Genomic DNA, 26,172 nt, shown 5'->3' with positions numbered 1-26,172 from the left:
TCGTGTCTTCTTCATTCCAAGCAGGAATCAAAGCCTGTTTACCAACTGTTCTCGGTTATCTCGGAATCGGCTTTTCTGCCGGCATCGTCGGTCGTGCCTCCGGTTTATCCCCTCTTGAAGTCGGATTCATGTCCGTCTTCATTTACGCCGGTGCCGCCCAGTTCATCATCACAAGTCTTTTATTATTAAATAGTCCCGCTTCTGCCATCATCCTGACGACGTTCATCGTCAATCTCAGGCACTTATTGATGAGTCTGACGCTTGCACCGCATGTTGAGACCCGGCATATCCGTGATCGGATCGGCGTCGGGACATTACTGACAGATGAGTCGTTCGCTGTCGCGATGAATACTGCGCAAAAAGGAACGCTTTCCCCGTCTTTCATGCACGGCTTGAACCTGACTGCGTATCTCAGCTGGATCGTCGCAACTGTTCTCGGAGCACTCGTCGGCAGTTGGTTCCCTGATCCTGAGCGCTTCGGTCTCGACTTTGCCCTGACGGCGATGTTCATCGGCTTATTGTACTTACAGTTCGAAGGAGAACGTTCCCGCATTGCCGTGAACAGTTGCCTCTTACTGATCGTCTTACTATTGCTTTACATAACCATGCGCTACTTTTCTCCAGAAGTCGCCGTTCTTTGCGCGACGCTCGGTGGTGCAAGTATAGGAGTCGTGATCACACGATGGAAATCCGTCCAGAATTAATCGCTCTTTTTTTAGCTTGTGGACTCGTCACTTGGATTCCACGCGTCTTACCGTTTCTTGTCCTTCATGGACTGACGTTACCACGCCTCGTAACGGAATGGCTCTCCTTCATTCCGGTCTGCCTGCTTGGTGCCCTCTTTTTTCAAAATCTACTCATCGCGCAAGACGACGCGTTTCCGACGATTTCGACGCTTCATGTCTTCGCAGCACTACCGACGATGGCGGTGGCAATTTTCAGCAAAAGTCTATCCTGGACGGTCGTGACCGGTGTCGTCACCATGGCATTTCTACGATTGTATCTGTAAGCACTTCATTCATCTTTAACATGTTTCGATGCATCCTTTGTGTTATCTTTAAAATAGAAATTAATGGATAGTGAAGGAGGTCCTGATGTGCCGAATAAGCAGTTTGTATCCTATTTGATATTGCTGTGCGCGATTTTTCTGATCGCGAGTCAAATGGATATACCCTATATGCTAAAACAAGGACTGGTCGCGTTGTACGTCGTCGCCTATTTCGGTGCGATGGTTGTTTCTCGCAAAATGAAAGTCAGGGATCACAAACAATGACTCGAAAAAATCTCCTCTGGTCTTGAGAGACTGGGGGAGATTTTTGTGTTCACGTATTTGCTTGTACGTTCTGATAATCCGATTGATGTTCAAACTCTTTTTTCGCAAACGGACATAACGGCAGTAGCTTGACGTTAACTTCCCGTGCCCAGTTGACGATTTCGGCAACGAGTTGTTCGCCGATTTGCTGGTTCCGGTGAGCGGGATCGACATACGTATGATCGATGATCCACATGCCTTTGTTCGTGTCGCTGTAGGTGATTTCTCCAATCACTGCACCTTCCTGATGGGCTTCGATTTTACGTTCCGCTCGTTTCAGTTCCATTTGCTTCCCTCCGTTCATAAGATAAAGCACCACTTGGACAGCCATCAATCACACGCATGACTTCTTCTGCTTCCGCACCGTCCGCTTCAATCCATGGTCGTTTTTTGACATCAAAGACGCTAGGCAGGCTCTTGACGCAGTGACCGGAATGAATGCACACTTCTGAATCAAAGTAGACAGTCACGTCTTTTCCCTCATAGGCTTTCTTCATATGGAACGCCTCCTTAGTATATTTTTCTATTCCCTAAATAAGCGCATGCACCTTTCGAAAATCAAAAAATTAATAAAATCACAAAAATGTAAGCATCCATCAATTGAATTCTCACAAAAAACGCCCGAAATAAATTCAGACGTTCTCAGGCTGTAGATAAACTCTAATGAAAGGTTTATACCGATATGCTTGCGTGTTGCACTTTCCTGTCTCGTCTCATCTTCAAAACGGCTGCACGACGGTCTAAAAAGCATCTCTCTTCCGTTGACTCCTACGGGAAAAAGTGCGTTTTTAACGCACTGTCAGAGGCAGGCAAGACCCTGCTCATTGTCCGAGAGGATCAAGGAGCAACGGCTTGCGCCTCGCCCGAGGAAAGCAACGGAAAAGGGAGATGCTTTTATCACTTTATGTTGCTTTGTCCACACGCTAAAAAACGCCCGAAATAAATTCGGGCGTTTCCAGTAGACTTAGAACAAGACCATGTACTGATCGCGTTCCCATTCCGTGACTTGTGTCCGGAACATATCCCACTCGATTTCTTTGAGCTCAACGAAGTGTTCCGCGATGTGATCGCCGAGTGCGTGCATGACGACGTCATCTGCTTTGAGTACTTCGAGTGCATGGCTGAGTGTTGATGGTAAATCATCGATGCCGTTCGCAACACGTTCTGGTTTGTCCATGACGTAGATGTTACGGTCGATTGGTGCAGGTGCTTGCAAGTTGTTTTTGATTCCGTCAAGACCTGACGCAAGCAATGTCGCAAGTGCAAGGTACGGGTTAGCCGCCGGGTCAACTGAACGAACTTCGATTCGAGTTGAAAGACCACGTGCAGCAGGAACTCGGACGAGCGGTGAACGGTTACGGGCTGACCATGCGACGTAGCAAGGTGCTTCATAACCAGGAACAAGACGTTTGTACGAGTTGACTGTCGGGTTACAGACAGCTGTGAAGGCACGAGCGTGTTTGAGGATACCCGCCGTGAAAGCACGTGCATCGTCAGAGAGTTGCATGTTGCTGTTCTCTTCGTCGAAGAAGACGTTTTCGTTTCCTTTGAAGAGGGACATGTTCGCATGCATACCTGAACCGTTGACACCGAAGAGCGGTTTCGGCATGAATGTCGCGTGCAAGTTATGTTTCGCAGCAATCGTCTTAACGACGAGTTTAAACGTTTGGATGTTATCGGCAGTCGTAATCGCATCCGCATATTTAAAGTCGATTTCGTGTTGACCCGGTGCGACTTCGTGGTGTGATGCTTCGATTTCAAAGCCCATGTTTTCGAGCTCGATGACGATTTCTTTACGGCAGTTCTCACCGAGATCGACAGGTGCGAGGTCGAAGTATCCACCTTGGTCGTTTAATTCAAGTGTCGGGCGACCGTTTTCATCCTTCTTGAAGAGGAAGAATTCCGGTTCTGGTCCGACGTTGAATGAAGAGAAACCAAGCTCTTCCATTTCTTTAAGTACGCGTTTCAATTGACCACGTGGATCACCTGAGAACGATGTGCCATCTGGATTGTGAATGTCACAAATGAGACGTGCGACTTTACCTGTTCCATCTTCAGTCCATGGGAAGACAACCCATGTGTTTAAGTCTGGGAAGAGATACATATCTGATTCTTCGATCCGGACGAATCCTTCAATCGACGAACCATCGAACATCATCTTATTATCAAGTGCCTTCTCCAATTGACTTACTGGAATTTCAACGTTCTTGATTGTACCGAGGATATCTGTGAATTGTAGACGAATAAACCGTACGTCCTCAGCTTTAGCGATTTTCATAATGTCTTCTCGTGTAATGTTGCGGCGTGTCATGTAACAGTTCCCCTCTCCGATTCTGTTTTTCATATATGGTAACAGGTACTTACTTGAAGAAACGCCCGAGCTCACCTTGGATGAGCGACGTTTTTCCAGGTTGACCTGCTTCCTTCAGTTGATTTTTCAGGAGTTTATACAACTCTCCATCGGATAGTTCCGGACGTGTCTTGACGACCGTCTCCGCAACGCGTTCTCGTTTGATGAGATCATTGTCAAAAATCATTTTAATCCCTGCGATATTCAGTCCCTGATCCAAATATTCCTTGATCGACAGTAAACGATCCACATCGTTGAACGAGTAGAGGCGGCGTTTCGTCTCCGTCCGTTCCGGTTTGATCAGTCCCTGTTCTTCATAGTAACGGATCTGCCGGGCAGATAACGCGGTCAACTCTTGAACGACTCCAATCGGAAACAGTGGCTTGGACTGTCGTGTTACGTCTGCCATGTCGTTCCTCCTTTTTCCTTACTCCATGAGAATAAACCTCTGTGAGGCAAGTTGTCAAGCTATGTCAGGAAAGTTAACACAACTTTCTTACAAGTCAGACAACCTGTCATCAAAGGTCTTTTCACAGTTTGTAATTATTTTAAACCCGCGTTTGCGGAAGCAATTGTTTTTCCATCAAATGGTCGACGGCAGAAATGATGGCGATTTTGACGTGACTAAATGTCAAGCCGCCTTGGACGTAAGCCGTATAGGGCGCACGAATCGGTCCGTCTGCCGACAATTCGATTGACGACCCTTGGATGAACGTCCCTGCTGCCATGATGACATCATCCGCATATCCCGGCATATAGTCCGGAATCGGTAAGGCATGAGCATTGACCGGCGACGCCGCTTGAATCGCCTGACAAAAGGCAATCATCGGTTCCGGAGCATGAAACGAGACCGATTGAATCAAATCCGTCCGCTCTGCTGCGTAATGCGGTGCCGTATCGAAACCGAACTGCTCCATCATGCTCGATGTGAACATCGCCCCCATCAATGCCTGGCTGACCGTGTGCGGCGCCATGTAGAACCCTTGATACATGTCTTGGAGCGAGTAGAGCGACGGGCCCGCTTCCGCGCCGATGCCCGGAGTCGTCATTCGGAACGATGCCCGTTCGATCAAGTCCGTCCGTCCGACGAGGTAGCCGCCTGTTTTCGCGAGACCACCACCCGGATTTTTAATCAGTGAGCCTGCCATCAGGTCGGCTCCGACGTGGGTCGGTTCCATCGTCTCGACGAACTCGCCGTAACAGTTGTCAACAAAGACAATGACGTCCGGATGGGCGGCTTTAATCGTCGCAATCGCGTGACCGATTTCTTCGACCGGTAAGCTGCGCCGTGTCGCATAACCTTTCGACCGTTGAATCCCGACGACTTTCGTCTTGCTTGTGATCCGGGCGAGAACGGCATCGATATCAATCGTCTCCGCCTGTTTCATCTCGACGACATCATAGGTGACACCGAGTTCTTTTAGCGAGCCCCGCCCGTCACCCCGGATGCCGACGATTTCTTCGAGCGTGTCGTACGGTTTGCCTGTGATATACAGTAATTCGTCGCCCGGCAAGAGTAACCCGAACAACGCAATCCCGATCGCATGGGTCCCACTGATAATTTGCGCGCGGCAAAGTCCGGCTTCTGCACCGAAGACGTCGGCATAAATCCGTTCGAGCGTATCGCGCCCTTCATCGTTATAGCCGTAACCTGTCGACGGCATGAAGTGAAAATCGCTGACTTTGTGTTTCCGGAACGCGTTCAAGACGCGAAACTGATTGTATTCCGCGATTTCTTGCGTCCGTTTAATCCTGGGAGCGATTCGCGTCTCCGCCGTCTCGATGAAGGGACGAATCGTTTCATAGTGCGTTAATTCTGTAAACATGCTTACACCTCGTATTGTTTCAATGTCGAGTAGAGACGCGTGTCTTTACGCAAGTACCCTTTGAGCGTGACCGATCCATCCTCTTCATATTGTTCTTGTAAATTCATCATGACTTCTTTTGCCGGGTTGTAGTGGGCAAACGCCTCGACCGGAATCCGGATTTCGAGATATTCCAAAATCTCACTGATCGACTTTTCGATTTCGAGCGTTAACCGTTCGATATCAGTCGGATCGAGTGCTGAAATCAGTAATTTTCCGCCGGTGAACAAGTCTGTCAACTGGTCTTTTTTATTGAAGACTTCGAGTTGCGGAATATCACCCGCTCCGAGCTCATCGAGGACATCGTTCGTCGTCTGCATCTGATTGAGATAATGTTCACTCGAAGCATCAATGACATGGAGGATCAAATCGGCTTCAAGCACTTCTTCCAGCGTCGAACGGAAGGCAGCAATCAGTTTCGTCGGAAGGTCCTGGATGAAACCAACCGTATCCGTTAACAGGATTTGTCCGCCTTCCGGTAAATCGAACTGACGTGTCAATGGATCAAGCGTCGCGAACAATTCATTTTTTTCATACGTGTCAGCATGCGTCAAGCGATTGAAAATCGTCGACTTCCCGGCATTCGTATACCCGACGAGCGCGATTTGGAACGTCTGATTTTCTTTACGGCGTTCCCGGTAACGTGCTCGGTGTGCGACCGATGTTTCGAGCTGTTTCTTGATTTCATCGACACGGCGACGGATGTGTCGACGGTCCGTCTCAAGTTTCGATTCACCCGGACCACGTGTCCCGATTCCGCCACCAAGACGTGACAGTTGCGTTCCTTGTCCACTGAGACGCGGTAACAAATAACTCATTTGCGCGAGCTCGACTTGAAGTTTCCCTTCCCGTGACTGAGCACGCCCGGCGAAGATATCGAGAATCAATTGGGTCCGGTCAATCAATTTGATCGATTCCGGGTCTTCAAGTGCAATCCGGATGTTCTTCATCTGACCGGGTGTGACTTCTGCATTAAAAATAATTAAATCCGGTTCGAGTTCTTCCGCTAGCGCGACCAGTTCCTCGACCTTCCCTTTTCCGATAAATGTACGCCGATCGACTGCCTGCCGTTTTTGATCGAGTCGTCCAACGACGACCCCGTGCGCAGTCGTGACGAGTGCTTCAAGCTCCGCGACCGATTCTGCATAAATATGGTCTGCCACATCGGGGAGCTGACAACCGACGACAATAACGCGTTCTGACATAAAATCATTCCTTTCAAGATAAAGACATTCTGCGTCCCTAATCATACCACACGCCGCTATCCGTCTGAACTTTTTTGGACAGGAAACATTCGTTCGGTTTATGATAAGAATAACAAGGTTGAAGGAGGCGGAACATGGCACGCGAACGACTGGATTATACGTTGCCCGAGTTCATCGAACGGTATCTCCTCTATTTAACGGTCAGCGGTCGACAGGACTCGACCGTCCGACGCTACCGTTATGATTTAATCGAGGTTCACCGGTACATGACGGAAGTCGACCAACCGCTCGAGACGATTGATGATTTCAAAGCAATTTCGCTCGATGCCTGGAAGACATTCATCAACGAATACTTGATCGAAGAAAAACTCTATAAACAAGCGACGGTCGCCCGGATCGTCACCGTCATCAATCAATTGAACTATCAAATCCGACAATCAAAAGCAAAACTAATTGAGTATGCCCAGCCGACCCATGAGCTCGGTCCACACCATGTCGCGTCGCAGAAAGAATATGACCAGTTGATCCGGACGAATCAGTCCGACCGCGGTTTGACCGATCATCAGCTCGTCGCCCGCCCGTACTTGATCGACCGCAATGAATTGATTTTACGGTTGTTCTACCGGTACGGACTACGCGTTCACCACATCATCGGGCTGAAGATGCAAGACCTCAATTTTGCCCAGCAAGAGATGCTCGTCCACGACCGGCTCGGGAACACGTACAAATTGCATATCGAGCGTGAGGATCAGGACGTCATGCTCCGTTACTTGAAGACCGTTCCGGAACCCGTCCGTCCACGTTATCATACAACGGACCCGTTTTTCGTCGCCTTCGACTTCGCCCGGATGACGTTCCGCTGGCTCTATAGTAAAAATGCGCCGAAGCAGCTCTCGATCGTCATGATCACGAAAATGATGCGGCAACTCAATGAACGGTCGGATAACAAACGATTGATCACCCCGTCGATGCTCCGCAACAGCTTCATCTTGAAAACGTATGTCGACGAGATGACGACAGAAGACCGCCTAACGAAGACCTGTCTCTATAAAGACGTCTCGTTAAGACGATACGCGGAAGCATTTGACGAGTTAAAGACGTTATTATGACGCGTCGCGACAAAAAGCCAGCCTCTTTTCATCTACCATTCGTCATTCTCCATAAAAAAAGATGAAACGTCACTTCGCAGTGACCTTTCATCTAAATGGATTGCATTTCTTGCAAGACGGCCCCCGCGGTCGTCTTGTTTAACGCGATACTTCTTCCGTTTCCTCTTGTTCGTACAACGTCACGTTACGTGCCGGCGCGAACGTCGAGATGGCATGCTTATAAATCAGTTGTTGTTTTCCTTCTGATTCTAAAATGACCGTGAAGTTATCGAATGATTTGATTAATCCCCGTAATTGATACCCACTGATTAAGAAGACGGTTGTTGGAACCGCATCTTTTCGTAATTGATTTAAAAAATAGTCTTGAATGTTGTATGTCGCTTTCATAAGACCCCGTGCCCCCTCTATTTTATCTGTTTCTGTCTTCAGGCCAGTCCGAGTTAACCGCTTTCAGAAACCCTACTGTTCTATCATAGATAATTTTGAAGTTTTGTTCAAATGAAATCGTTCCCATTTCTACCCAAACGCCATTAAATTGATGACGGAACCAGGTTAACTGCCGTTTTGCGAAGCGTCGCGTGTTACGTTTCAACTGTTCGACCGCCGGTTCGAGTGGTGCGCCACTCAAAACAGGGACGATTTCCTTGTAGCCGATTGCTTGCATCGCTTTCGTATCGGCGAAGCCGGCGTCAACAAGCTGCCGGACTTCCTCGACGAGTCCCTGCCCCACCATCAAATCGACCCGCTCATTGATTCGGTCATATAAGCGATCCCGGTCGTCCATATGTAAGACGAACAGCAAGCTCTCATATAAGCTCGGTTCACTACCGGACGTTTGTGTCTGTCCACTCTCGGCGACTTCAATCGCCCGGACGACCCGTTGCACATTGTTCGGATGAATTTCCTCTGCCCGATTCGGATCGAGTTGACGCAAGCGTTCATGGAGTGCGACTGCGCCTTGCTCCGCTGCAAATTGTTCCAGCTCCTGCCGCAATTCTTTATTTTCCGCTTGTGCTGTAAATTGATAGTCATACAAAATCGCCCGGATGTATAAGCCGGTCCCGCCGACGATGATTGGTAATTTCTCTCGACCTGCAATGTCCGCAATCGCCTGGCGTGCCAGCGTCTGGAAACGAGCAACACTCATCTCATCATCCGGATTGACAAGGTCGAGCATATGATGCGCTACACCGTCCATTTCTTCTTCTGTCACTTTCGCTGAACCGATGTCCATTCCTTGATAGACCTGAACGGAGTCACCGGAGATGATTTCACCATTCAAGCGCTTCGCTAATTCTATACCTGTCTTCGTTTTTCCGACCGCAGTCGGACCGACGATGACGATGACTGGTTGTTTCACTATGCATCACCATTCCTACACTGATCATTTTTGATGTCAGTGTACCATAATTCACAATTCTGCCGTAGCCGTTTTAAGACAAAAAAAGAGCACCTATCCTGAAGAAAAAGGACATGTACTCTACTTGTTACGAAAAAAATATTAGACACGACGAATGAAGTCGTCATAAATTGCGCTGAATACACACCATCCGCAAATCACTAACCCTGTCAACATAATACCCCAATCTGCCATCATAGCCCCTCCTCTTTTATCTGTTATCTACCTTTTTACAATTTGCGACAACTGTAAACCCATTCGAGCATGTTTGACACCAATTAATGGAATCGCTATGATTAAGATACGATTGGTACGTAGCGCGGAAGTTGACCTGCATCGGCTTTCCATTAGAGGCTCTGCCTCTCGATTCCAAGTGACGGGCTTGCCCGTTGCGAAAACCCCCTGTTCCGAATTCGGGACAGGGGGTTTTTTATTAATACATATCTTTTTGCGTAAAGTTCCAGAAGGCGATTCCAAGTGTCGCGATTGTCCAACAGCCAAGGACGGCAAGCGAGAATGGCAACGTCATGCCTTCAATCGGTGGTGCTTGACCATCCAGATAATTGATTAGTCCAAAGTTGACGTTAACGAGGTATTTCGAACTTGTCCAGCTCGAACCGAGTGTCGTCAACAATGTTCCGGAAATCAAGACTGCCATCATGATGCCAATCCCGGTCGCCGTATTCTTGACGAGGACAGAGACCATCAACGCAATCGTTCCGACGACGGCTGTGACGATCCAGGCGAGACCGATTGCCATCAGGAGGTATTCCCACATCGGAATCGTATGCACGAATTCGGTCGAAAACGTCCCGCTCGGCGATGCTTGGAACCCGGTCAAAATCGGGGCGGTCCAGCCATCATACCCGAGGACGATGCCGGAAATCGCGTAACAGACGAACGCGGTCAATGCCATCAGCATCGAAGTATAGAGTAAAACCGTGATCCATTTCGCCATCAAAATTTTCCAGCGCCGGACCGGTCGCGACAGAAGCGTCTTGATCGTTCCGTCGTTTTGCTCCCCGCTGACGATGTCCGCCATAATGACGATGATGAAGAGCGGTAAGATTAACGTTAATCCTTGCGAGAAGAAAATGCGGATGAACGTCGGCGCACCCGGATAGTTCGGATTGATATCATTATCGAGGTAGTATTGATTCTGTTTTAAATCAAATTCTAAAAACTGGCGGAACTCGTCTTGAATACTGCTCGAGGCCAGTCGATTCTGTGTATCGACGATGTCTTGTTGCAGTTCGACACGCCAATCGAGCGTACCTTGTTTCTTAATTTGTTCTTGGATGTCACGATACTGTGCATACGTAAACATCGACACAAGAACGATTAAAATGATTGCGACGACGGCGAAGCGCTTTTTCGAAGCAATTTTCGTCACTTCGTTGCGGACGAGACCAAGCATGTTCGGATTACGCAATATGATCTCCCCCCGTCAATGTGATGAAGAGATCTTCGAGCGTCTGGACTTTTCGTTCAATCGTCCAGACTTCGACGCCGGCTTCAAACAGCTGTTTGTTGAGTGCCGGTGTCTTACTTGAATCCATCAATGTATGGACGGTATTCGCGTCAACGACTTCAGAGACCTGGACGTCTTCAGACGCGGATAAAATTTCATTTGCTTTGAAGGCATCATCGACCCGCCAGTCGACACCTGGAGCAAGCGACTCGACGAGCTCCTTGACCGTCCCGACTTGAACGATTTTGCCGTAACTCATGATGGCGACCCGGTCAGCGAGCATCTCAATCTCAGCCAGGATGTGGCTCGAGACTAAAACTGATAATCCTGTCTCATCAACGAGCTTCCGAATGAATTGCCGTAAATCACGAATCCCCATCGGATCGAGTCCGTTTGTTGGTTCATCGAGTATCAAAACACTTGGACGACCGAGCAAAGCTTGGGCGATTCCAAGGCGTTGACGCATCCCGAGGGAATACGTCCGGACTTGATCGTCGACCCGCGCCGTCAAGTCGACCAAGTCAATCACTTCTTGAATCCGAGCTTCATCGACATTCGGTAACATCCGGGCGAAGACACGCAAGTTTTCGCGCCCACTCAAATATTTGTAAAGCTCTGGGTTTTCGACGATCGAGCCGATCCGCTCCATCGCTTGAACAAATTGTTTGCGGACGTCAAAATCACAGACCGTGATTTTACCCGACGTCGGTTTAATCAATCCGACGAGCATCCGGATCGTCGTTGTTTTCCCTGCCCCGTTCGGACCGAGAAATCCAAAGACTTCACCTGGGAAGATTTCGAACGAAATGTTATCGATAATCGTTTTCTTTCCAATCACCTTCGTGACCGATTCTAATTTTACAGTTGGATTCACGTTTCTCACCTCTTATGGTCTATTCTAGCGGAATAATGAATGATTTGACTCGTCTAAGCACTTCAAAACCGCACATTTTCTAAAGTTTTGCTACAATCATCGTAACAGTAAAAGGAGGAACGATTCATGAAACGATATGCTTGGCCTTTATTTTTAAGCGTTTCGCTCATCTTGACCGCACTTTTCGGGTACGGATTTGCAAGCGCCTATAACGACGTCGTTAATCCACCAAAACGGGCGGTCTTGACACCAACGAAAGAAGAACCCGTTGCAAAAGGCGGGACTTACGTCGCTTTAGGTGACTCGTTGACACGCGGCGTCGGTGCTTCGAACGGAAACAGTTATGCAGCAATCGTCGGTCAAGAACTTACAAAAGACAACACCGTCGAACGTTTCCAAAATCTCGCCGTCAGCGGAGCCCGGACGGAAGATCTACTGAAGCAACTTGAACAAAAAGAAGTCCTTCGCTCCCTTAGCCAGGCAAAAGTCATTTCGGTGACGATTGGCGGGAATGATTTGTTCAACCGTGGTGAAGGTGTCGCAAACTTTGATGCAAAAAAGACTGCTGATACGATTAAATCAGCTCAAACCAACTTGGAGAAGACCTTTAAAATCCTCCGAGATGAAAATCCCGATGCCGTCATCTTCTACGTCGGACTGTATAATCCTTTCCGTGCCAGTGAAAATGGGGAGGCATTTGACGCAATCGTCCAAAATTGGAATGCCGAGTCGCGTCAACTCGGACTCGAATATGATATTGAAGTCATCGATACTTTCAACCTAGTCCGTGACGTCAAACGCGATCTCTCAAGTGATCAGTTCCACCCGAATGATTCAACGTACGAACAAATTGCGAAAGCTTCCCTGCTCGCTGTAAATAAACGTTTTTAATCCAAAGAAAGCCGCCGAATCACATCGACTCGGCGGCTTCATTTCATTTCAGACGTTTGGCTAAGGCGATTAAGACCCATTGCAGCGGCAACCGTGTCCATAACGCCCAGGCCGGCAATTTTTTACCGTTGATGGGTTGTGGATTGACGGCCATGTTGACGTTCGCCGGTAAGACGGCATATAAAAAGCCAGGTAGTGTCTTGCGAACGATATCGACACCTTTACCTGTCAACAACATGAAGCCGTACAAAACTTCGATGATACCCGTCACTTGAACGAAAAACCGCTTAAACGGAATAAAGGACGGCATGATGCTGACAAATCCTCTTTCGTTTCGAAAATGACCGACCCCAGCAAATAATAATCCTCCACCGTACAACAAACGTAAAACATACTTCATGACTTCCATCTCCCCGTTGATATAAGTAAGAACCAAACTCAGTGTAACGGACGAACCCTTTTCGCTCAACTATAAGAAACTGTCGATCAATTGTGGGGAATGATGAGTCATTTTGGAAAAACGTCCGCAATTTCATTTTCAGTTTGGATATCTGATACAGTAAAAATAGAAATTGATACGGAAGGAATGGTCGATATGGCAGGAAAAACAAAACAACTTTTACCCGGACTGACAGGAGGCATCATCGGTGCCGTTTTGACGGCAACGATCGCCTTTCCACTTTTGATGGATCAAGAACAACAAGTTGCCGATACACCTCTTTCAAACGGGATGCCGAAACAAGTTTCAACGACATCAAATGACCCTGTGACGAACGCCGTCGCATCCGCCCAAAAATCGGTCGTGACCGTCACGAACTACCAAACCGGTAACAGCATGACGCAAGAAGAAGCGGCGAGCGGCTCTGGTTCCGGTGTCATCTATAAAAAAGCAGACGGAAAGGCCTACATCATTACGAACCACCACGTCGTCGACGGTGCCTCGAAACTCGAAGTGACATTAAACGACGGTAACACTTTGAGTGCAAAGTTACTCGGTAGCGACGCAACATACGATCTTGCCGTCCTCGAGGTCGACGCAAAAGACGTTCCCGCTGTCATCACGGTCGGAAAATCGGCTGACTTAAAAGCCGGTCAAACCGTGCTCGCCATCGGAAACCCGCTCGGTGAATTCCAAAACTCCGTCACACGTGGAATCGTCAGTTCAAATGACCGGACGGTCCCTGTCGACACGAACAGCGATGGGCAAGATGACTTCAATACGACCGTCATTCAGACCGATGCAGCCATCAACCCCGGTAACTCTGGTGGTGCCTTAATCAACGAACAAGGTCAGCTCGTCGGAATCAACTCGATGAAGATTGCTGAAACGGGCGTCGAAGGCGTTGGTTTCAGCATTCCGATCGACGATGCGCTGCCCATCCTAAAACAGCTTGAAACGACCGGTGAAGTCAAACATCCGACGCTTGGTGTCGCCTTGCAGGACGTTTCCGCCTTCCCGGCCGGTTATTTGCTTGATCAAGTCAAGTTGCCTGAATCCCAAAAAACCGGTGTCGTCATCATGTCAGTTGAACCGAACAGTCCGGCTGCCTCCGCGAAGCTGAAAACAGGTGACGTCATCACGAAAATTAACGGATCGGCGATTGAGAGTTTTGTCGACATCAAAACGGCACTGATTAAATCGGACGGTGACATCACGTTGACGATCATCCGCGATGGTAAAACATCAACTGTTAAAACAACGACGACGACAACCGATCAGTTATAATCTTCCACATCAAGACGTTTCAATTGCCTCCCATATCGGGTATTGTTTTAGAACAATATCTTTGGGGGGCTCTCTTTATGTATGATTTGATCGGCATCGGGATTGGACCGATGAATTTAGGGTTGAGCGCACTCGCTCATCCGACACCATTACGGACACTTTTTTTTGATGAAAGCGAACAATTTTCATGGCATCCCGGGATGATGATTAAAGACTCGATGATGCAAACGAGTTTCATCTCTGACTTAGTCACACTTGCTGATCCGACGTCTTCTTTTACTTATTTAAACTATTTGCGTTCCATCAATCGTTTGCATACGTTTTATTTTTATGAAAAATTATTGATTTCGCGCCAAGAATACAACTCGTATTTGAAATGGGTCGCGACCCAACTCGATGACTTATGTTTTTCGACCCGCGTCATCGATGTTCAGGACACGGGTGATAGCTATGAGGTGCTTGTCGAAGACGTCAAGACGGGTGAACGGAAGACATATGAAACACGTAACGTCGTCATCGGAACAGGGTCTAAACCTTCAATTCCCGATACGTTTGATTCAAACGTCATTCACAACACGCAATATGTCATGGAAAAAGAACAGCTCCTGTCGAAAAATAAAATTTCCATCGTCGGATCGGGTCAAAGTGCAGCAGAAATTTTCCTTGATCTATTGACGAGCGACCGCTCGCCGGATCTCGAACTCGAGTGGATTTCACGTTCGACGATTTTTGAAACACTTGAGACCGGAAAACTCGGCGAAGAAATCTTTTCACCGAGTTATGTCACGTATTTTAATCAATTACCACTTGAAACACGGCAAGAGGCCGTTTCGAAATTCACGCGGTCGCAAAACGGGATCAGTCCGGAAACCTTACAGGCCATTTACGAACACCTCTATGATTTGACGACGGATCAAAAAGACCGCGTCCAGATTCGCGCAAATCTTGAGGTCGAACAAATTACGCACGATACGTCATTTGCAATCAAAATGCGTCATACAGAACTCAACCAAGTCCGGACATCGAACACGGATGCCGTTGTCGCAGCAACCGGTTTCGTCCCGGCATTACCGCGCTTCATTGACCGATTGAACATCGAGTTCGAAGGTGAACAGGCTTGGAAAGTCGATGCGAATTACCGGATTGTTCGTTCCATCGCAACAAATCATCAGTTGTACGCGACGACGAACTTAGAGCTTTCGCACGGTCCTGCCGCCGACAATCTAGGTATGTCGGTCTCGCGAAATCAATTGATTTTAAATGATGTCGCCGGGAAAGAGTTGTATCCTGTCGAACAGCATGCAACGTTTACGACGTTCGACTAACAAAAAAGTAGCTCGCCAAATATATGGCGAGCTACTTTTTAGCGTTTTTTCGTCAATTCAAGCGTTTCGAGTACAAGTAAGGTTGACTGCAACCGGCTATGCCCCGCTTTAGCGAGTAATAGATGAAACGCAAGCAACCAGTTGACTTCTTCGGAAAACCGATTCCGCGACCGTTCCCGGTCGACGACCCGTGTCACGTATATCAAGTCGACACGATCAGTCGAACGTAACAGGGCGAGTAGCGGGAATAGGCGTTCAAACATGCGAACTTCCCGTTTTTCAAGCATGTCCACCCAATTTTCAATCCGTTGTTTTTGTTCTGCTTGATTGTTTGACGCAGCAAGGATTTGAGCGGCAATCAATCGTTCGCTTGACGGTCCCATCCATTTACTGAGCCATTCTTCACTCGTCTTGACATCCTCGACGAAGGATGCGAACAATTGTTTTTGGTCCATCAATGCTGCCGTGACGACGTATTGTTTCGTCACATTCAACCCCGGGCGTTCTGCTCGAAAGTGTTCGACGACCGGCAAAGCGTCCGTACCGCGCTGTCGATTCAAGAGCTCTCCAAGGGCAAAAAACGGGCGGACGGCTTTGTCTTTAATGAAGCGCCGTTTAATATGCTTTTCAGCTTCAATCACTTGCTCGACTAACTGTTCCGGTCGGTCGCTATAAAGTTGAAGTTGCGAAATCAGCAGTGGCGTATAACGACTTTGAAGTGCTGAAAAGCGTGTTGTCTTCCGTTTAATGGCATGCGCTAAGCGATCGTAGGCCGCCCGGTCGAACACGACGTCTTGAATCGTATACGATAAGGCAAAAAAACGGCGGAAGTCGTGGGACGTTTCCTCGCGGAGAATGGCATAGGTCTTATTGTAGTTTTCACAAAATAATCCGTACATCAAAGCGCCCTCCCTTCGGTTCTGTTTTCCCCTTTTCCTGACAAATCATTCCCGAATCTGACTATGCGCGTCGAAGTTCCTCAAAAGAAAAAACCGGGTTCACCTCGTCTTTCAAATGAAAAGACAGCCGGTACCCGGTTTTTAAAGGCATGTCAGACCCGTTGTTTTTCAAGTAACCGGGAGAAATAACCACCATTTTTAATCAATTCGTCATGTGTACCGTCTTCAATGATGCCCTCTTTCGTGACGACGAGAATCCGGTCCGCATTTCGAATCGTCCCGAGACGATGGGCAATTATTAAAGTCGTCCGGTTTTTCGAGAGTTCCGCGAGCGATTCTTGAATGATCGCTTCCGTCTCCGTATCAAGAGCAGATGTCGCTTCATCTAGAATCAATAGCGGCGGATTCTTCAAGAACATCCGGGCAATCGCCAGCCGTTGCTTTTGTCCCCCGGATAATTTCAAGCCCCGCTCCCCAATCTGTGTATCATACCCTTCCGGTAAATCAGCGATCATCTGTCCGAGATGGGCGCGCTCGGCAGCTGCGATGATGTCTGCCCGATTCGCCGTTAAATCTCCGTAAGCAATGTTCTCAGCGATCGTCCCTGAAAAGAGAAAGACGTCTTGTTGAACGATACCGATTTGTTGGCGGAGCGAAGCTTTTGTCATCTGCCTTACATCGATGCCGTCAATCGTAATCGCTCCTTCTAAAACATCGTAAAAGCGAGGGATTAAGGAACAAATCGTCGTTTTCCCGGCACCCGACGTTCCGACGAAGGCAATTGTCTGACCGGGTTCAACGGACAGGTTGATATTTTTTAAAATCAATCGATCGGCTTCGTAGCCGAAACTAACATCATCGAACTCGATTGCACCATGCAGACGATCGACCGTGATTGCGTCTGGCGCATCCTTCAGCTCATCATCCTGATCAATCATTTCAGCGAATCGCTTAAAACCTGCCATCCCTTTCGGATAAAGTTCGAGAAGTGCCGTGATTTTGTCAATCGGTTTCAGCAAAATATTCATGTAGAGAATGAACCCGACAAGTTCGCCGTAACTAAGGCGGCCGTTGTAACTTAAATAGGCACCGTACACAAGAACGGCGAGCGTCATCAGCCGCGTCGTCAAGTAAATACCGGACAGACTTGTACTCATAACTTTATAGGCATTGATCTTCGATTGACGGAACGTTGCATTGTCTTGCTCGAACCGTGCAACTTCATGGGCTTCGTTCGTAAACGACTGGACGACACGAATGCCTGAGACGCTATCTTCGACACGGGAGTTGACTTCGGCGATATTTCCGTACATCTTGTCCCACGAACGATTCATCCGGACGTTGGCGAAACTAATCAACCAAATCAGGAACGGAACAGCAATGACGGTAACGAGTGCAAGCGGCGCATTAATCGTCAGCATGATTGAGAAGGCACCGAGTAACGTCATCACGGCAATGAAGGCATCTTCCGGTCCGTGGTGAGCCAGTTCCCCGATATCGAACAAGTCATTTGTGATCCGGCTCATGATGTGCCCTGTTTTCGTGTTATCAAAAAAGCGGAACGACTGTTTTTGAACGTGTCCGAATAATTGGCGCCGCATGTCGGTCTCGATGTTGATACCGAGCTTATGTCCGAAGTAATTGACGACGAACTGCATCATCGTACTGATGACATAAAGCAACAGTAGACCGACACTGACTAAGATGATCCAGTTCAGCTCGCCTTCTGGCAACAAAGAATCGATGAACCACTGGACGGCAAGCGGAAACGCGAGCTCGAGTATACCGACGAATAAGGCTGACGAAAAATCGAGCCAAAACAAGCGTTTATGCGGTATGTAGTATTGATAAAATCGTTTTAACATTTGTAAACTCCCCTCCTAGCTAATACTAGTGTACAAGAAGACTCTAGATTAATCGCGCCTCAAAACACAGATCTTTATTTTTGAAAATCAAAGTAAGTTTTTTCATAAAAAATATATTTTAAAAACAGGGGAATTAACATCTCATATGACAAAATGGTAACAACGATTCTATTCGAACCATTTTGGAAGGGAGTTACGCAACTTGAAAAAGACACTTCTCGCTTTGACGACGCTCGCGTTGGTCAGTTCAGCGACCGCGGTCGAAGCCGCCTCCACAAAGTTAACGTTAACCGAAAATGTCAACATCCGAACTGCTGCCACTACTTCCGCACCCATCATTACGACCTTAAAAAAAGGTACAACGGTAACCGCTGTTAAGAAGTCAGGTTCTTGGTACGAAATTCGTTATCAATCGAAAAAAGCATTCATCACTTCGAGTTATGTGAAAGCAGCTACTGCTGCAAAAACGACGACAGCTAAAACGACGACAACAACGACTTACATAACGAATACAGCTGGTGTCAATGTTCGTGAGAAAGCGAGTACGGCTTCCAAAAAAGTCGGACAACTTACTAAAAATGCAGCCGTGTCCGTCAAAAAGAAAACCGGTTCTTGGTACCAAATCGTCTACAAGAAAAAGACGGCATACGTCCATGCCAGTCTCATCACTGCGAAAAAATCAACCGTCAAAACGACATCGAAACCACCAGTGACGACACCTGTCGCAACAGCCGTTAAAGCCGTCGATACGACCAAACAATATACAGTCAACGCAAGTGGCGGACTGAATGCCCGCTTAGCAGCATCGGCGTCGGCACAAATCTACAAAACGATTCCGAATAAAACGCTCTTGACGGTCACGGGTACGATTGACGCCTGGTATCAAATTAAGCTCGACGGAAAAGTCCTCTACGTCGCCGCGAGTTATGTTGCTGCATCAGCAAAAGAAACACCGCCTGCAACGAATGGCGTCTCGATCAATCCGGTCGACCAAGCCAAAACGTATACCGTCAATGCGCCGTCAGGTTTGAATGTCCGGACGGCACCAACAACCTCCTCACAAGTCTTCACCCAAGTTGCCCACGGTTCGAGCGTTCAGGTGATGGGTGAAACGACGGGTTCCGCTGCCGGATGGTACCAAATCAAAATCGGGACAGGTTACTATTATGTCGCGAAAAGCTACATTACGACCGGGACTGTTGCGACGACTCCGCCCGTAACACCGCCTCCTGTCTCGACTGTCCCTGCTTCCGGTGTCATGGAACGGGCGATTTCAATCGGTCAACAGTATCTCGGGACACCGTACGTCTGGGGGTCGAGTAGCCCGATCAACGGCGGATTCGATTGCTCGGGTTTTATCAACTACACGTTGAATACGGCCGGTTACAAAGTCGGGCGGACGAACGTCAATGGCTACTGGAACAACGACCTGTACCTCGGTCAGAAGCTGTCGAAATTACGTCAGCCGGTCCGGGGAGATATCATCTTCTTCGAGAATACGTATGCCGCAGGTCCGACCCACATCGGAATCATGTTGAACAATGACCAATTCATCCATGCCAATACACCGTCACTCGGCATCAGTCGCCTGTCAGAAAAGTACTGGACTCAAAAATTACTGGGCTTTAAAGCCCTCTGATGCAACAGGATTGACTAAAAAAGTGCACTTTCCCCCTTTTTTCAGTCGAGACATAAGATCCGATTTCCTGCCCTTAGTGGACAGGAGGTCGGGTCTCTTTGTCTCTGACAGCGTAAGTTTTGCGTTTTTTTCTGCAGGCGTCGCGTGAAGCAAGCGCCTCCTTTTTTTCTTTTCGATAGGCATCTTAGATGTGCCGAGTGTTCATCCTCGACTCCTATGGGAAAAAGGAGCGCAATCCTCGCTTCCTGCCGGGTCTTCCGCCCATGGAAAGCGCGGACTCAAAAATCGTCTGGAGCGACTTTTGCATCAGCCCTGTTTTTTACGATAATTCCGCTAAGATTTGCTCGATTTCTTGTTTGAATCGTCCCGGTGACAGTTGTTTCGTCATTTCTTCCACTTCTGCCCGACGGTCCACCCCTACCCCGGCGCGCATCGCTAATGCGAGTGCATATAGCATCATCGCGTGATCGTATTCACCGCCAACTTGCCATAAATGTGCACCGCGCCAAATGTTAGCGACACCGCTCTGGAGGTCAAACGGGAGTGTCTCTTTTGAGTCCTTCCACAAACACAGATTGACTTCGAAGTATCCGATGTAATGAATGCACGCTTCAATATTGACTTCAACAAGTCGTTCCCGCGCATACCGGACGCCTTCATAATCCTCTCGGTGGACCGCAATCGACCCTTTCGTCAACTCGACAAGAATCCGCTCGAATGCTGTTGCTTCCGTGAACAAAAAGAAATGTTCCAGTAATTCCAGTTCGTGGTCGGCTGCCTCAAAGTCTCCGTCTAGACTTAAGAATAACGCCAGCAACCGGTGATAGTTACTGACGTCACTGTAGACGCCTTTTTCCCGCATATAACGGATGCCTTCCCGTAAAAAGTCAATCGACTGGCTCCAGTCGTCTTCGTTCACACTGACGCGGAGAGCCTGTAACATTTGGTAGTCAAGAAACGTTTCATGTGCAAGTGGGACGTCCTGATGAATCATCATCGCATCCACCTTTCGGTACGCCTCTTCATAACGGCGCAGGAAAAATAAGAAATAGACTTTCGAGATTTGTACATTCATCTGTTCATCCCGTAATTCAAGCCGCTTGTAAATTTCCTCCGCTAAATCGAAATAATGTAAGCCCTGTTCCGTGTTCGAAAAACGTAATGCGTTTCCATGCATCTCATAGATTCGACCTTGCCAGTAAGAATCAATCGCCGGTTCTAAATAGGGTGCAAGCATGTCGGCGATCTGTTCTTCCGCATAATAGTCGTTTGTTCGTGCATTGATTTTTTCAATCAGCTGCTTCATTTCGATCGCCCGGGGATCAATCAACAACTCATCGATCGAGACATGCAGACGACGCGCAATTGCTTGTAACGCCGGTAAGGACGGCGTCGCCTTATCGTTCTCAATCATACTGAGCATCGATTTCGTCATGATGCCGTCTGCGACATCCGACTGCGTCATTTTTTTCGCTTTCCGTAAACTTTTAATTCGTTGTCCAAGCATGGCCGGCACCTCATTCTACTGATTAAGTTAAATTAAATTTAACTTTTATATTTACAAATATCTCCTGTTCCTCTAGTATAAAGGAAAGTTCAATTTAATTGAACAAAAAGGAGGAATCATGATGTCGAAAAATTTACAACGGCTCCTGTTCGGTAAGTTTTGTTCGTTGTTCGCAGCGAGTCTCTTTACGTTCGTCGCGGGTTTGACCGTATTACGGGAAACGTCATCCGGGCTGCAATTCGCGCTCGTCTTACTCGCCGGGACACTGCCACGGATTCTGTTGTCGCCCATTGCCGGAGTGCTGTCCGACCGCTGGAACCGAAAAAAAATCATCGTCACGACCGAGGCGACGAGTGCCGTCATACTCGCCATATTTGCAGGTTTCGCTACCTTTTTCCCGGTCCATACGATTCATTACATGATCGTCAGTGCCCTTTTAACGGCTCTTTCGACATTCCTCTCCGTTACCTTGATGAGTTCCCTGCCCCGCTTGCTTGACGATACGGAATTACAGCGTGGTAATTCCCTGATTTCAAGTATCAGTTCCCTTTCGTCGATCGTTGCTCCGATGCTGGCCGGTTTCCTGTTAGCCTTTGCACCAATCCACCTTTTCACCCTCTTACCGCTCAGCTTGTTTTCTCTCGCTGCGCTGTGGAACATGCGCCTGACGTTCCGCGTCATCCCCGCTGTTCATGAAGAAAGCCCGCCTTCGATGTGGGCAGACTTTCAATCCGGCTACCGTTATTTATTCAAACAACGGGTCCTGACGACACTCATCTTGATGGCACTTGTGTTGAATTTCTTTTTCATCGCCTTAGAAGTCATCTATCCCATCATTTTGCTCGATCGTCTCAACGTTACATCATTTCAGTTCGGAACGATTGAAGCCGCTTTAGGTGTGGGTCTTTTGCTTAGTTCGCTGTTGCTTGCGCTCCCCCGCTTTACGATTAAGCGTCCATTGATGACGTTGTTCCAGTCGGTTGCTTTGGTCGGGTTTCTATTCCTTTCCCCTTTATTACCGTTACTCGGTATCGTTCCGCCGAACTGGACATTTGCTTATTTTCTCATCTTCTCCTTCACGGTAGGGTTCATTATTCTCCGGTCAAACATTCCGATTCAACTGCTCGTCCAACGGCAAACCGATCCGGCTTACTTAGGGCGTGTCATCGGTGTCCTCGAATCACTCGCAATGGGCATTACACCAATCGGGATGCTGTTATTCGGCCTGTTAAGTGATTACGTCTCGCTCAATCTGATCCTCGCAATCAGTTCATCCGGCTTACTCGTGACGGTCGGAATCGGATTTTTCCACTTACGGCATGACGTCCGGGCAGAACGTCTTGCAAAAGATCAGATTCCCGAAACTGAAAAAACGTCCACCTCAGCAAGCTGAGATGAACGTCCGGATTGATTTAAACCGTTGCTTTGACCGCGTCCATAATGAGACGGAGTGATTGTTGTTTCGCTTCTTTATCGGCAATCATCGAAGCAATCATGACTTCGTCCGTTCCATATGAATCGGCGAGGTCTTGCAATTGACGGGCGACGTCTTCCGGATTTCCGACGATCATCCGTTTCCGGTTTTCGGCAATCCGGAATTGATCCTGGAACGAATACTGGTATGCCGCTGCTTCTTCCGGTGTCGGTGTGCCTGTTGATGAAACCCCTTTTTCGAGTAAGAGCAATGACAGATCAAGACTGGATGCCAACCGTTCTGCTTCTTCCGTCGTTTCGGCACACGTCACAAAAATCGAGACGAGTGTCTGCGGTGTCGCGTTGAATGATGTCGCCATGAAGTTATGACGGTAATAATCCATCACGTCTTGTCCGCCCTGTCCGTTGATGAAGTGGGCGAATGCAAAACCGAATCCGCGTTGTGCTGCATTTAACGCACTACCGCCACTTGATCCGAGCAACCACGCTTCCGGTGTCGTGTCGACTTCCGGTGTTGCGACGAGTCCTGCGAAACGGTGATCGGCCGGTGCGCCGTCTTTTAGGTAATCAACGAGATCGTCAAGCTGTGCGCCATAGTCCGCGCCGCCGAAGCGTGGCGACGAACCTTCTTGTAAGGCACGTGTCGCTAGCGGCATGCCGCCCGGTGCCCGGCCAAGCCCAAGGTCAATCCGGTTCGGTGCAAGCCCTTCGAGGACACGGAAGTTTTCCGCAACTTTGTAAGGACTATAATGAGGTAACATGACGCCGCCTGAACCAAGACGGATTTGTTTCGTCACCGCTGCCATGTAGGCAATCAAGACTTCCGGACTCGACCCGGCCAGTGTCTTCGCGAAGTGGTGTTCCGAAACCCACAGGCGTGTGTAGCCAAGTTCATCTGCTGTTTTCGCAAGATCGACTGTTTCTTGTAATGCTTCGGATGGGGTTTGCCCTTTTGAGACAGGAGATTGATCCAATATACTTAATTTCATCGTGTAAAACGCTCCTTTGAAGTGAAATTCATACTTAGACTGTACGCCTCGGAAACGACGGAATGCAATAAAACTGCTTCTTGATTCATTGATGACGTTTTCAATTTTAAATTCAGGGAACATTCTTAAAGTGAGCAAAAAAAATGAACAGATGGGGTGTTGTACATGTCAACGAATCAAGAAGCAGTCGAAACGGTCAAAAAATTAGTCGATAAAATCGAAACGGCGATGCTGACGACAGTGTCAGATGAAGGTCTTGTCTCGCGTCCGATGCAAACACAGGATATCGAGTTCGATGGCGATCTCTGGTTCCTCACTTCTAAAGAAACCGGGAAATACAATGAAATCTTAAAAAATCCGAGCGTCAACGTCGCCTATGTCGACAAATCATACGTCTCGATTCGCGGGAAAGCAGAAATCGTCGAAGATGTCGCCCGCAAAAAAGAACTATGGAGCCCCCGTTACGAAGCGTATCTCGGGACAAGCTACGAAGATCCGAAAGTCGTCTTAATCAAGATTGATACGGAAGCTGCCGAGTACTGGGAAACGGGAAACACGACTAAGTCTGTCAAACAAGTCCTCAAGAAAGTCACAGGAAATGACGACTCGAACGAAATCAACAAAACCGTTGATTTGACGTAATAGCTTGATATCCAGCCGTTCCGCCTTGTGCGGAGCGGTTTTTTTCTAGTCTCTCCTATCGATTTAGTGTAGACTACTACTATTACTATAGTTTGTTAACAAAAGGAGCACACTCATGGGAGAATTCATTACGTTATTACGACGAGGAAATCGTTCGGCATTAACAGCCGGAATCGTCAACTCCATCATTGCCATCATCAAGACCATTGCCTACACCTTAACCGGAAACGTTGCGATGTTCGCCGAAATGATGCACTCACTTGGCGACGCCGCGAACCAGTTCTTTGTCTTCATCGGTTCAGCGCTCAGTAAAAAAGCACCGACAAAACGCTTTCCGAATGGCTTTGGTCGACTCGTCAACCTCGTTCTGCTCGGCGCAATTTTATTCGTCGGCATCATGGCTTACGAAACGATTCATGAAGGGATTGGACATATTATCGACCCAACGGAGTCAACGGGATTCTGGATCACCCTATCTGTCTTATTTGCCGGTGTCGTCCTTGAAAGTGCTGTCTTCTTTAAGGCGATGAAAGAAATTGCCCACGATGCCAAACTGACAGCAAAAGGACCACGTCTGATTCTCGAAAGTTTCCGTTCATTAAAACAAGCGAAGCCTGCGACACGACTCGTCTTCTTAGAAGATTTAGTCGCGACGGCTGGTGGCATCGTTGCGATGATCGCTGTCGTCATTTCACATGTGACGCCTTATCATCAAGCGGAAGGCATCGCCTCTGTCCTCATCGGTCTGATGATGTTTTATGTCGTCGGTAACGTTTTCTTGCAAAACGCTGCCGGAGCGCTCGGTGAAGCCGATGAAACGATGGCGGCACGGCTCGGTGGTTTAATCATGCAAAATCCGGACGTCCGTGATATCAGTAAACTTGAAGTCATCAAAGAAGGTGACCACTTCCACGTCGAAGTCGAGATTGAAATCGATCCGGCGATGACCGTAGCGCAAGCGGACGATATTAAAGACCGACTCGAACTGCAACTCCGGATCCAACAAGACATCACCGACGTCACGATCGGCTTCGATGAGGACGATCAAGTCCAGCAATACATCGTCTCGACAAACGAAGAACGATGACCCCCTTCACGCAGGACGTCGTGACGATCATCCGTGCGATTCCTGCAGGACGTGTCGCAACATACGGTCAAATCGCCCGCCTCGCTGGAAACCCACGGGCCGCTCGCCAAGTCGTCCGGATTCTGCATAGTATGAGTCAGGCGGAACGTTTACCATGGCATCGCGTCGTCAACGCCAAAGGTGAAATTTCGCAAGGGATTGAACAGCAATTGGCCCTCGAAGCGGAAGGAATCGTCTTTCAATCGGACGGCAAGCTCGTGCTGTCGGATTATCAAATGTAAGCTGATTGTAGAGGACGGATATTTACTCACTTTCAAAAAAAGAACCACTTCCCTGACTAAGCGGAAGTGGTTTCAGTCTGAAGTTACACTTATGAAGTTTAAAACGATTCAAGACGGAACGCGCGCTACACTGTCTGCATTCTCACGATCCCGCTAAAAAGCGTCACGTTTCGTTGACTCCTACGGGAAAAAGTGCAAGGTCCTTGCGCTGTCTGAACTGCTCCCCGTCAAGTAGACAGGTCAAATAATATAAATTTTTTAAACGGCTTGAGCCCTGAATTCCAGCGGACTTAAGCCGTTTA

General features: G+C 48.2%; 27 protein-coding genes. 12 read left to right on the top strand and 15 right to left on the bottom strand.

Annotated features, from left to right (window positions below; genetic code table 11):
* The first annotated feature begins 2 nt into the window (after positions 1–2).
* From KNP96_RS16220 to KNP96_RS16210, 3 genes are all read left to right on the top strand, one after another.
* The gene (locus KNP96_RS16220) at positions 3–704 is read left to right on the top strand and encodes an AzlC family ABC transporter permease (RefSeq protein WP_088836756.1); all 702 of its coding nucleotides are present in this window, start codon (positions 3–5) and stop codon (positions 702–704) included.
* The gene (locus tag KNP96_RS16215) at positions 683–1,009 is read left to right on the top strand and encodes an AzlD domain-containing protein (protein WP_088836755.1); all 327 of its coding nucleotides are present in this window, start codon (positions 683–685) and stop codon (positions 1,007–1,009) included. The genes KNP96_RS16220 and KNP96_RS16215 overlap by 22 nt, the downstream gene beginning before the upstream one ends.
* Before the next feature lie 87 nt (positions 1,010–1,096).
* Entirely contained in the window at positions 1,097–1,273 is a 177-nt protein-coding gene (locus KNP96_RS16210; RefSeq protein WP_214771790.1) for a hypothetical protein, read from the top strand.
* 49 nt (positions 1,274–1,322) lie between these two features.
* On the opposite strand, the gene KNP96_RS16205 is transcribed toward KNP96_RS16210, so the two are convergent.
* The 6 genes from KNP96_RS16205 to hflX form a co-directional block, all read right to left on the bottom strand.
* A complete protein-coding gene (locus KNP96_RS16205) occupies positions 1,323–1,598 on the bottom strand; it encodes a GNAT family N-acetyltransferase (RefSeq protein WP_214767378.1) in 276 nt (91 codons plus the stop codon).
* Positions 1,573–1,809 (bottom strand): (4Fe-4S)-binding protein, encoded by a 237-nt coding sequence (locus KNP96_RS16200; RefSeq protein WP_159173744.1) that lies wholly within the window; start codon positions 1,807–1,809, stop codon positions 1,573–1,575. The genes KNP96_RS16205 and KNP96_RS16200 overlap by 26 nt, the downstream gene beginning before the upstream one ends.
* A gap of 467 nt (positions 1,810–2,276) precedes the next feature.
* Positions 2,277–3,623: a type I glutamate--ammonia ligase gene (gene glnA / locus KNP96_RS16195; RefSeq protein WP_088836751.1), complete on the bottom strand. Its 1,347-nt coding sequence runs from the start codon at positions 3,621–3,623 to the stop codon at positions 2,277–2,279.
* 49 nt (positions 3,624–3,672) lie between these two features.
* On the bottom strand, positions 3,673–4,071 hold the full coding sequence (locus KNP96_RS16190) for a MerR family transcriptional regulator (protein ID WP_029333272.1): 399 nt from the start codon (positions 4,069–4,071) through the stop codon (positions 3,673–3,675).
* 139 nt (positions 4,072–4,210) lie between these two features.
* A complete protein-coding gene (locus KNP96_RS16185; RefSeq protein WP_214771787.1) occupies positions 4,211–5,488 on the bottom strand; it encodes a methionine gamma-lyase family protein in 1,278 nt (425 codons plus the stop codon).
* Between the two features lie 2 nt (positions 5,489–5,490).
* Positions 5,491–6,732 (bottom strand): GTPase HflX, encoded by a 1,242-nt coding sequence (gene hflX / locus KNP96_RS16180; RefSeq protein ID WP_214771784.1) that lies wholly within the window; start codon positions 6,730–6,732, stop codon positions 5,491–5,493.
* Positions 6,733–6,866: 134 nt separating this feature from the next.
* Here hflX and KNP96_RS16175 point away from each other — a divergent pair, with 134 nt between their 5' ends.
* Positions 6,867–7,841 (top strand): tyrosine-type recombinase/integrase, encoded by a 975-nt coding sequence (locus tag KNP96_RS16175; RefSeq protein WP_214771781.1) that lies wholly within the window; start codon positions 6,867–6,869, stop codon positions 7,839–7,841.
* Positions 7,842–7,979: 138 nt separating this feature from the next.
* On the opposite strand, the gene hfq is transcribed toward KNP96_RS16175, so the two are convergent.
* The 4 genes from hfq to KNP96_RS16155 all read right to left on the bottom strand — a co-directional run bounded on the left by hfq (position 7,980) and on the right by KNP96_RS16155 (position 11,585).
* On the bottom strand, positions 7,980–8,228 hold the full coding sequence (gene hfq / locus KNP96_RS16170; protein ID WP_029333264.1) for an RNA chaperone Hfq: 249 nt from the start codon (positions 8,226–8,228) through the stop codon (positions 7,980–7,982).
* Between the two features lie 22 nt (positions 8,229–8,250).
* Positions 8,251–9,204: a tRNA (adenosine(37)-N6)-dimethylallyltransferase MiaA gene (gene miaA, locus KNP96_RS16165; protein WP_214771797.1), complete on the bottom strand. Its 954-nt coding sequence runs from the start codon at positions 9,202–9,204 to the stop codon at positions 8,251–8,253.
* Positions 9,205–9,673: 469 nt separating this feature from the next.
* Positions 9,674–10,672 (bottom strand): ABC transporter permease, encoded by a 999-nt coding sequence (locus tag KNP96_RS16160; RefSeq protein WP_214771778.1) that lies wholly within the window; start codon positions 10,670–10,672, stop codon positions 9,674–9,676.
* On the bottom strand, positions 10,665–11,585 hold the full coding sequence (locus KNP96_RS16155; protein WP_029333260.1) for an ABC transporter ATP-binding protein: 921 nt from the start codon (positions 11,583–11,585) through the stop codon (positions 10,665–10,667). The genes KNP96_RS16160 and KNP96_RS16155 overlap by 8 nt, the downstream gene beginning before the upstream one ends.
* Positions 11,586–11,711: 126 nt before the next feature.
* Here KNP96_RS16155 and KNP96_RS16150 point away from each other — a divergent pair, with 126 nt between their 5' ends.
* Positions 11,712–12,476, top strand: a complete 765-nt coding sequence (locus KNP96_RS16150) for an SGNH/GDSL hydrolase family protein (protein WP_088836746.1) — start codon at positions 11,712–11,714, stop codon at positions 12,474–12,476.
* Between the two features lie 43 nt (positions 12,477–12,519).
* On the opposite strand, the gene KNP96_RS16145 is transcribed toward KNP96_RS16150, so the two are convergent.
* Positions 12,520–12,876: a DoxX family protein gene (locus tag KNP96_RS16145; protein ID WP_088836745.1), complete on the bottom strand. Its 357-nt coding sequence runs from the start codon at positions 12,874–12,876 to the stop codon at positions 12,520–12,522.
* 195 nt (positions 12,877–13,071) lie between these two features.
* On the opposite strand from KNP96_RS16145, the gene KNP96_RS16140 reads away from it, so the two are divergent.
* Positions 13,072–14,202 carry a S1C family serine protease gene (locus tag KNP96_RS16140; RefSeq protein WP_029333256.1) on the top strand — a complete coding sequence of 377 codons (1,131 nt, stop codon included), beginning with the start codon at positions 13,072–13,074 and terminating at the stop codon, positions 14,200–14,202.
* 77 nt (positions 14,203–14,279) lie between these two features.
* Positions 14,280–15,527, top strand: coding sequence for a lysine N(6)-hydroxylase/L-ornithine N(5)-oxygenase family protein (locus tag KNP96_RS16135; RefSeq protein WP_214771775.1), 1,248 nt, complete (start codon positions 14,280–14,282; stop codon positions 15,525–15,527).
* A 38-nt stretch (positions 15,528–15,565) separates the two neighbouring features.
* On the opposite strand, the gene KNP96_RS16130 is transcribed toward KNP96_RS16135, so the two are convergent.
* Together KNP96_RS16130 and KNP96_RS16125 are read right to left on the bottom strand one after the other, a co-directional pair.
* Positions 15,566–16,426 (bottom strand): DUF4003 family protein, encoded by an 861-nt coding sequence (locus tag KNP96_RS16130; RefSeq protein ID WP_214771773.1) that lies wholly within the window; start codon positions 16,424–16,426, stop codon positions 15,566–15,568.
* Between the two features lie 152 nt (positions 16,427–16,578).
* Positions 16,579–18,291 (bottom strand): ABC transporter ATP-binding protein, encoded by a 1,713-nt coding sequence (locus KNP96_RS16125; RefSeq protein WP_214771770.1) that lies wholly within the window; start codon positions 18,289–18,291, stop codon positions 16,579–16,581.
* A gap of 202 nt (positions 18,292–18,493) precedes the next feature.
* Here KNP96_RS16125 and KNP96_RS16120 point away from each other — a divergent pair, with 202 nt between their 5' ends.
* Positions 18,494–19,930, top strand: coding sequence for a C40 family peptidase (locus tag KNP96_RS16120; protein WP_088836741.1), 1,437 nt, complete (start codon positions 18,494–18,496; stop codon positions 19,928–19,930).
* A 319-nt stretch (positions 19,931–20,249) separates the two neighbouring features.
* On the opposite strand, the gene KNP96_RS16115 is transcribed toward KNP96_RS16120, so the two are convergent.
* Positions 20,250–21,437, bottom strand: a complete 1,188-nt coding sequence (locus tag KNP96_RS16115; protein ID WP_214771768.1) for a helix-turn-helix domain-containing protein — start codon at positions 21,435–21,437, stop codon at positions 20,250–20,252.
* Between the two features lie 121 nt (positions 21,438–21,558).
* Here KNP96_RS16115 and KNP96_RS16110 point away from each other — a divergent pair, with 121 nt between their 5' ends.
* Complete coding sequence (locus tag KNP96_RS16110; RefSeq protein WP_214771766.1) at positions 21,559–22,830, top strand: MFS transporter; 1,272 nt, start codon at positions 21,559–21,561, stop codon at positions 22,828–22,830.
* A 19-nt stretch (positions 22,831–22,849) separates the two neighbouring features.
* Here the strand turns inward: KNP96_RS16110 and KNP96_RS16105 are convergent, their stop codons facing one another.
* Positions 22,850–23,860 carry an LLM class flavin-dependent oxidoreductase gene (locus tag KNP96_RS16105; RefSeq protein ID WP_088836737.1) on the bottom strand — a complete coding sequence of 337 codons (1,011 nt, stop codon included), beginning with the start codon at positions 23,858–23,860 and terminating at the stop codon, positions 22,850–22,852.
* 165 nt (positions 23,861–24,025) lie between these two features.
* Here KNP96_RS16105 and KNP96_RS16100 point away from each other — a divergent pair, with 165 nt between their 5' ends.
* The 3 genes from KNP96_RS16100 to KNP96_RS16090 all read left to right on the top strand — a co-directional run bounded on the left by KNP96_RS16100 (position 24,026) and on the right by KNP96_RS16090 (position 25,870).
* Positions 24,026–24,502 carry a pyridoxamine 5'-phosphate oxidase family protein gene (locus KNP96_RS16100; RefSeq protein WP_088836736.1) on the top strand — a complete coding sequence of 159 codons (477 nt, stop codon included), beginning with the start codon at positions 24,026–24,028 and terminating at the stop codon, positions 24,500–24,502.
* Between the two features lie 115 nt (positions 24,503–24,617).
* Positions 24,618–25,589, top strand: a complete 972-nt coding sequence (locus KNP96_RS16095; RefSeq protein WP_214771764.1) for a cation diffusion facilitator family transporter — start codon at positions 24,618–24,620, stop codon at positions 25,587–25,589.
* Positions 25,586–25,870, top strand: a complete 285-nt coding sequence (locus tag KNP96_RS16090) for an MGMT family protein (protein ID WP_214771762.1) — start codon at positions 25,586–25,588, stop codon at positions 25,868–25,870. Before KNP96_RS16095 ends, KNP96_RS16090 begins: the two co-directional genes overlap by 4 nt.
* Positions 25,871–26,172: the final 302 nt, after the last annotated feature.

The organism is Exiguobacterium sp. s133 (genome assembly GCF_018618595.1).
Classification (GTDB): Bacteria; Bacillota; Bacilli; order Exiguobacteriales; family Exiguobacteriaceae; genus Exiguobacterium_A; species Exiguobacterium_A oxidotolerans.
The sequence above is the reverse complement of the archived record's forward strand: the minus strand, read 5'-3'. Positions and strand labels throughout refer to the sequence as shown.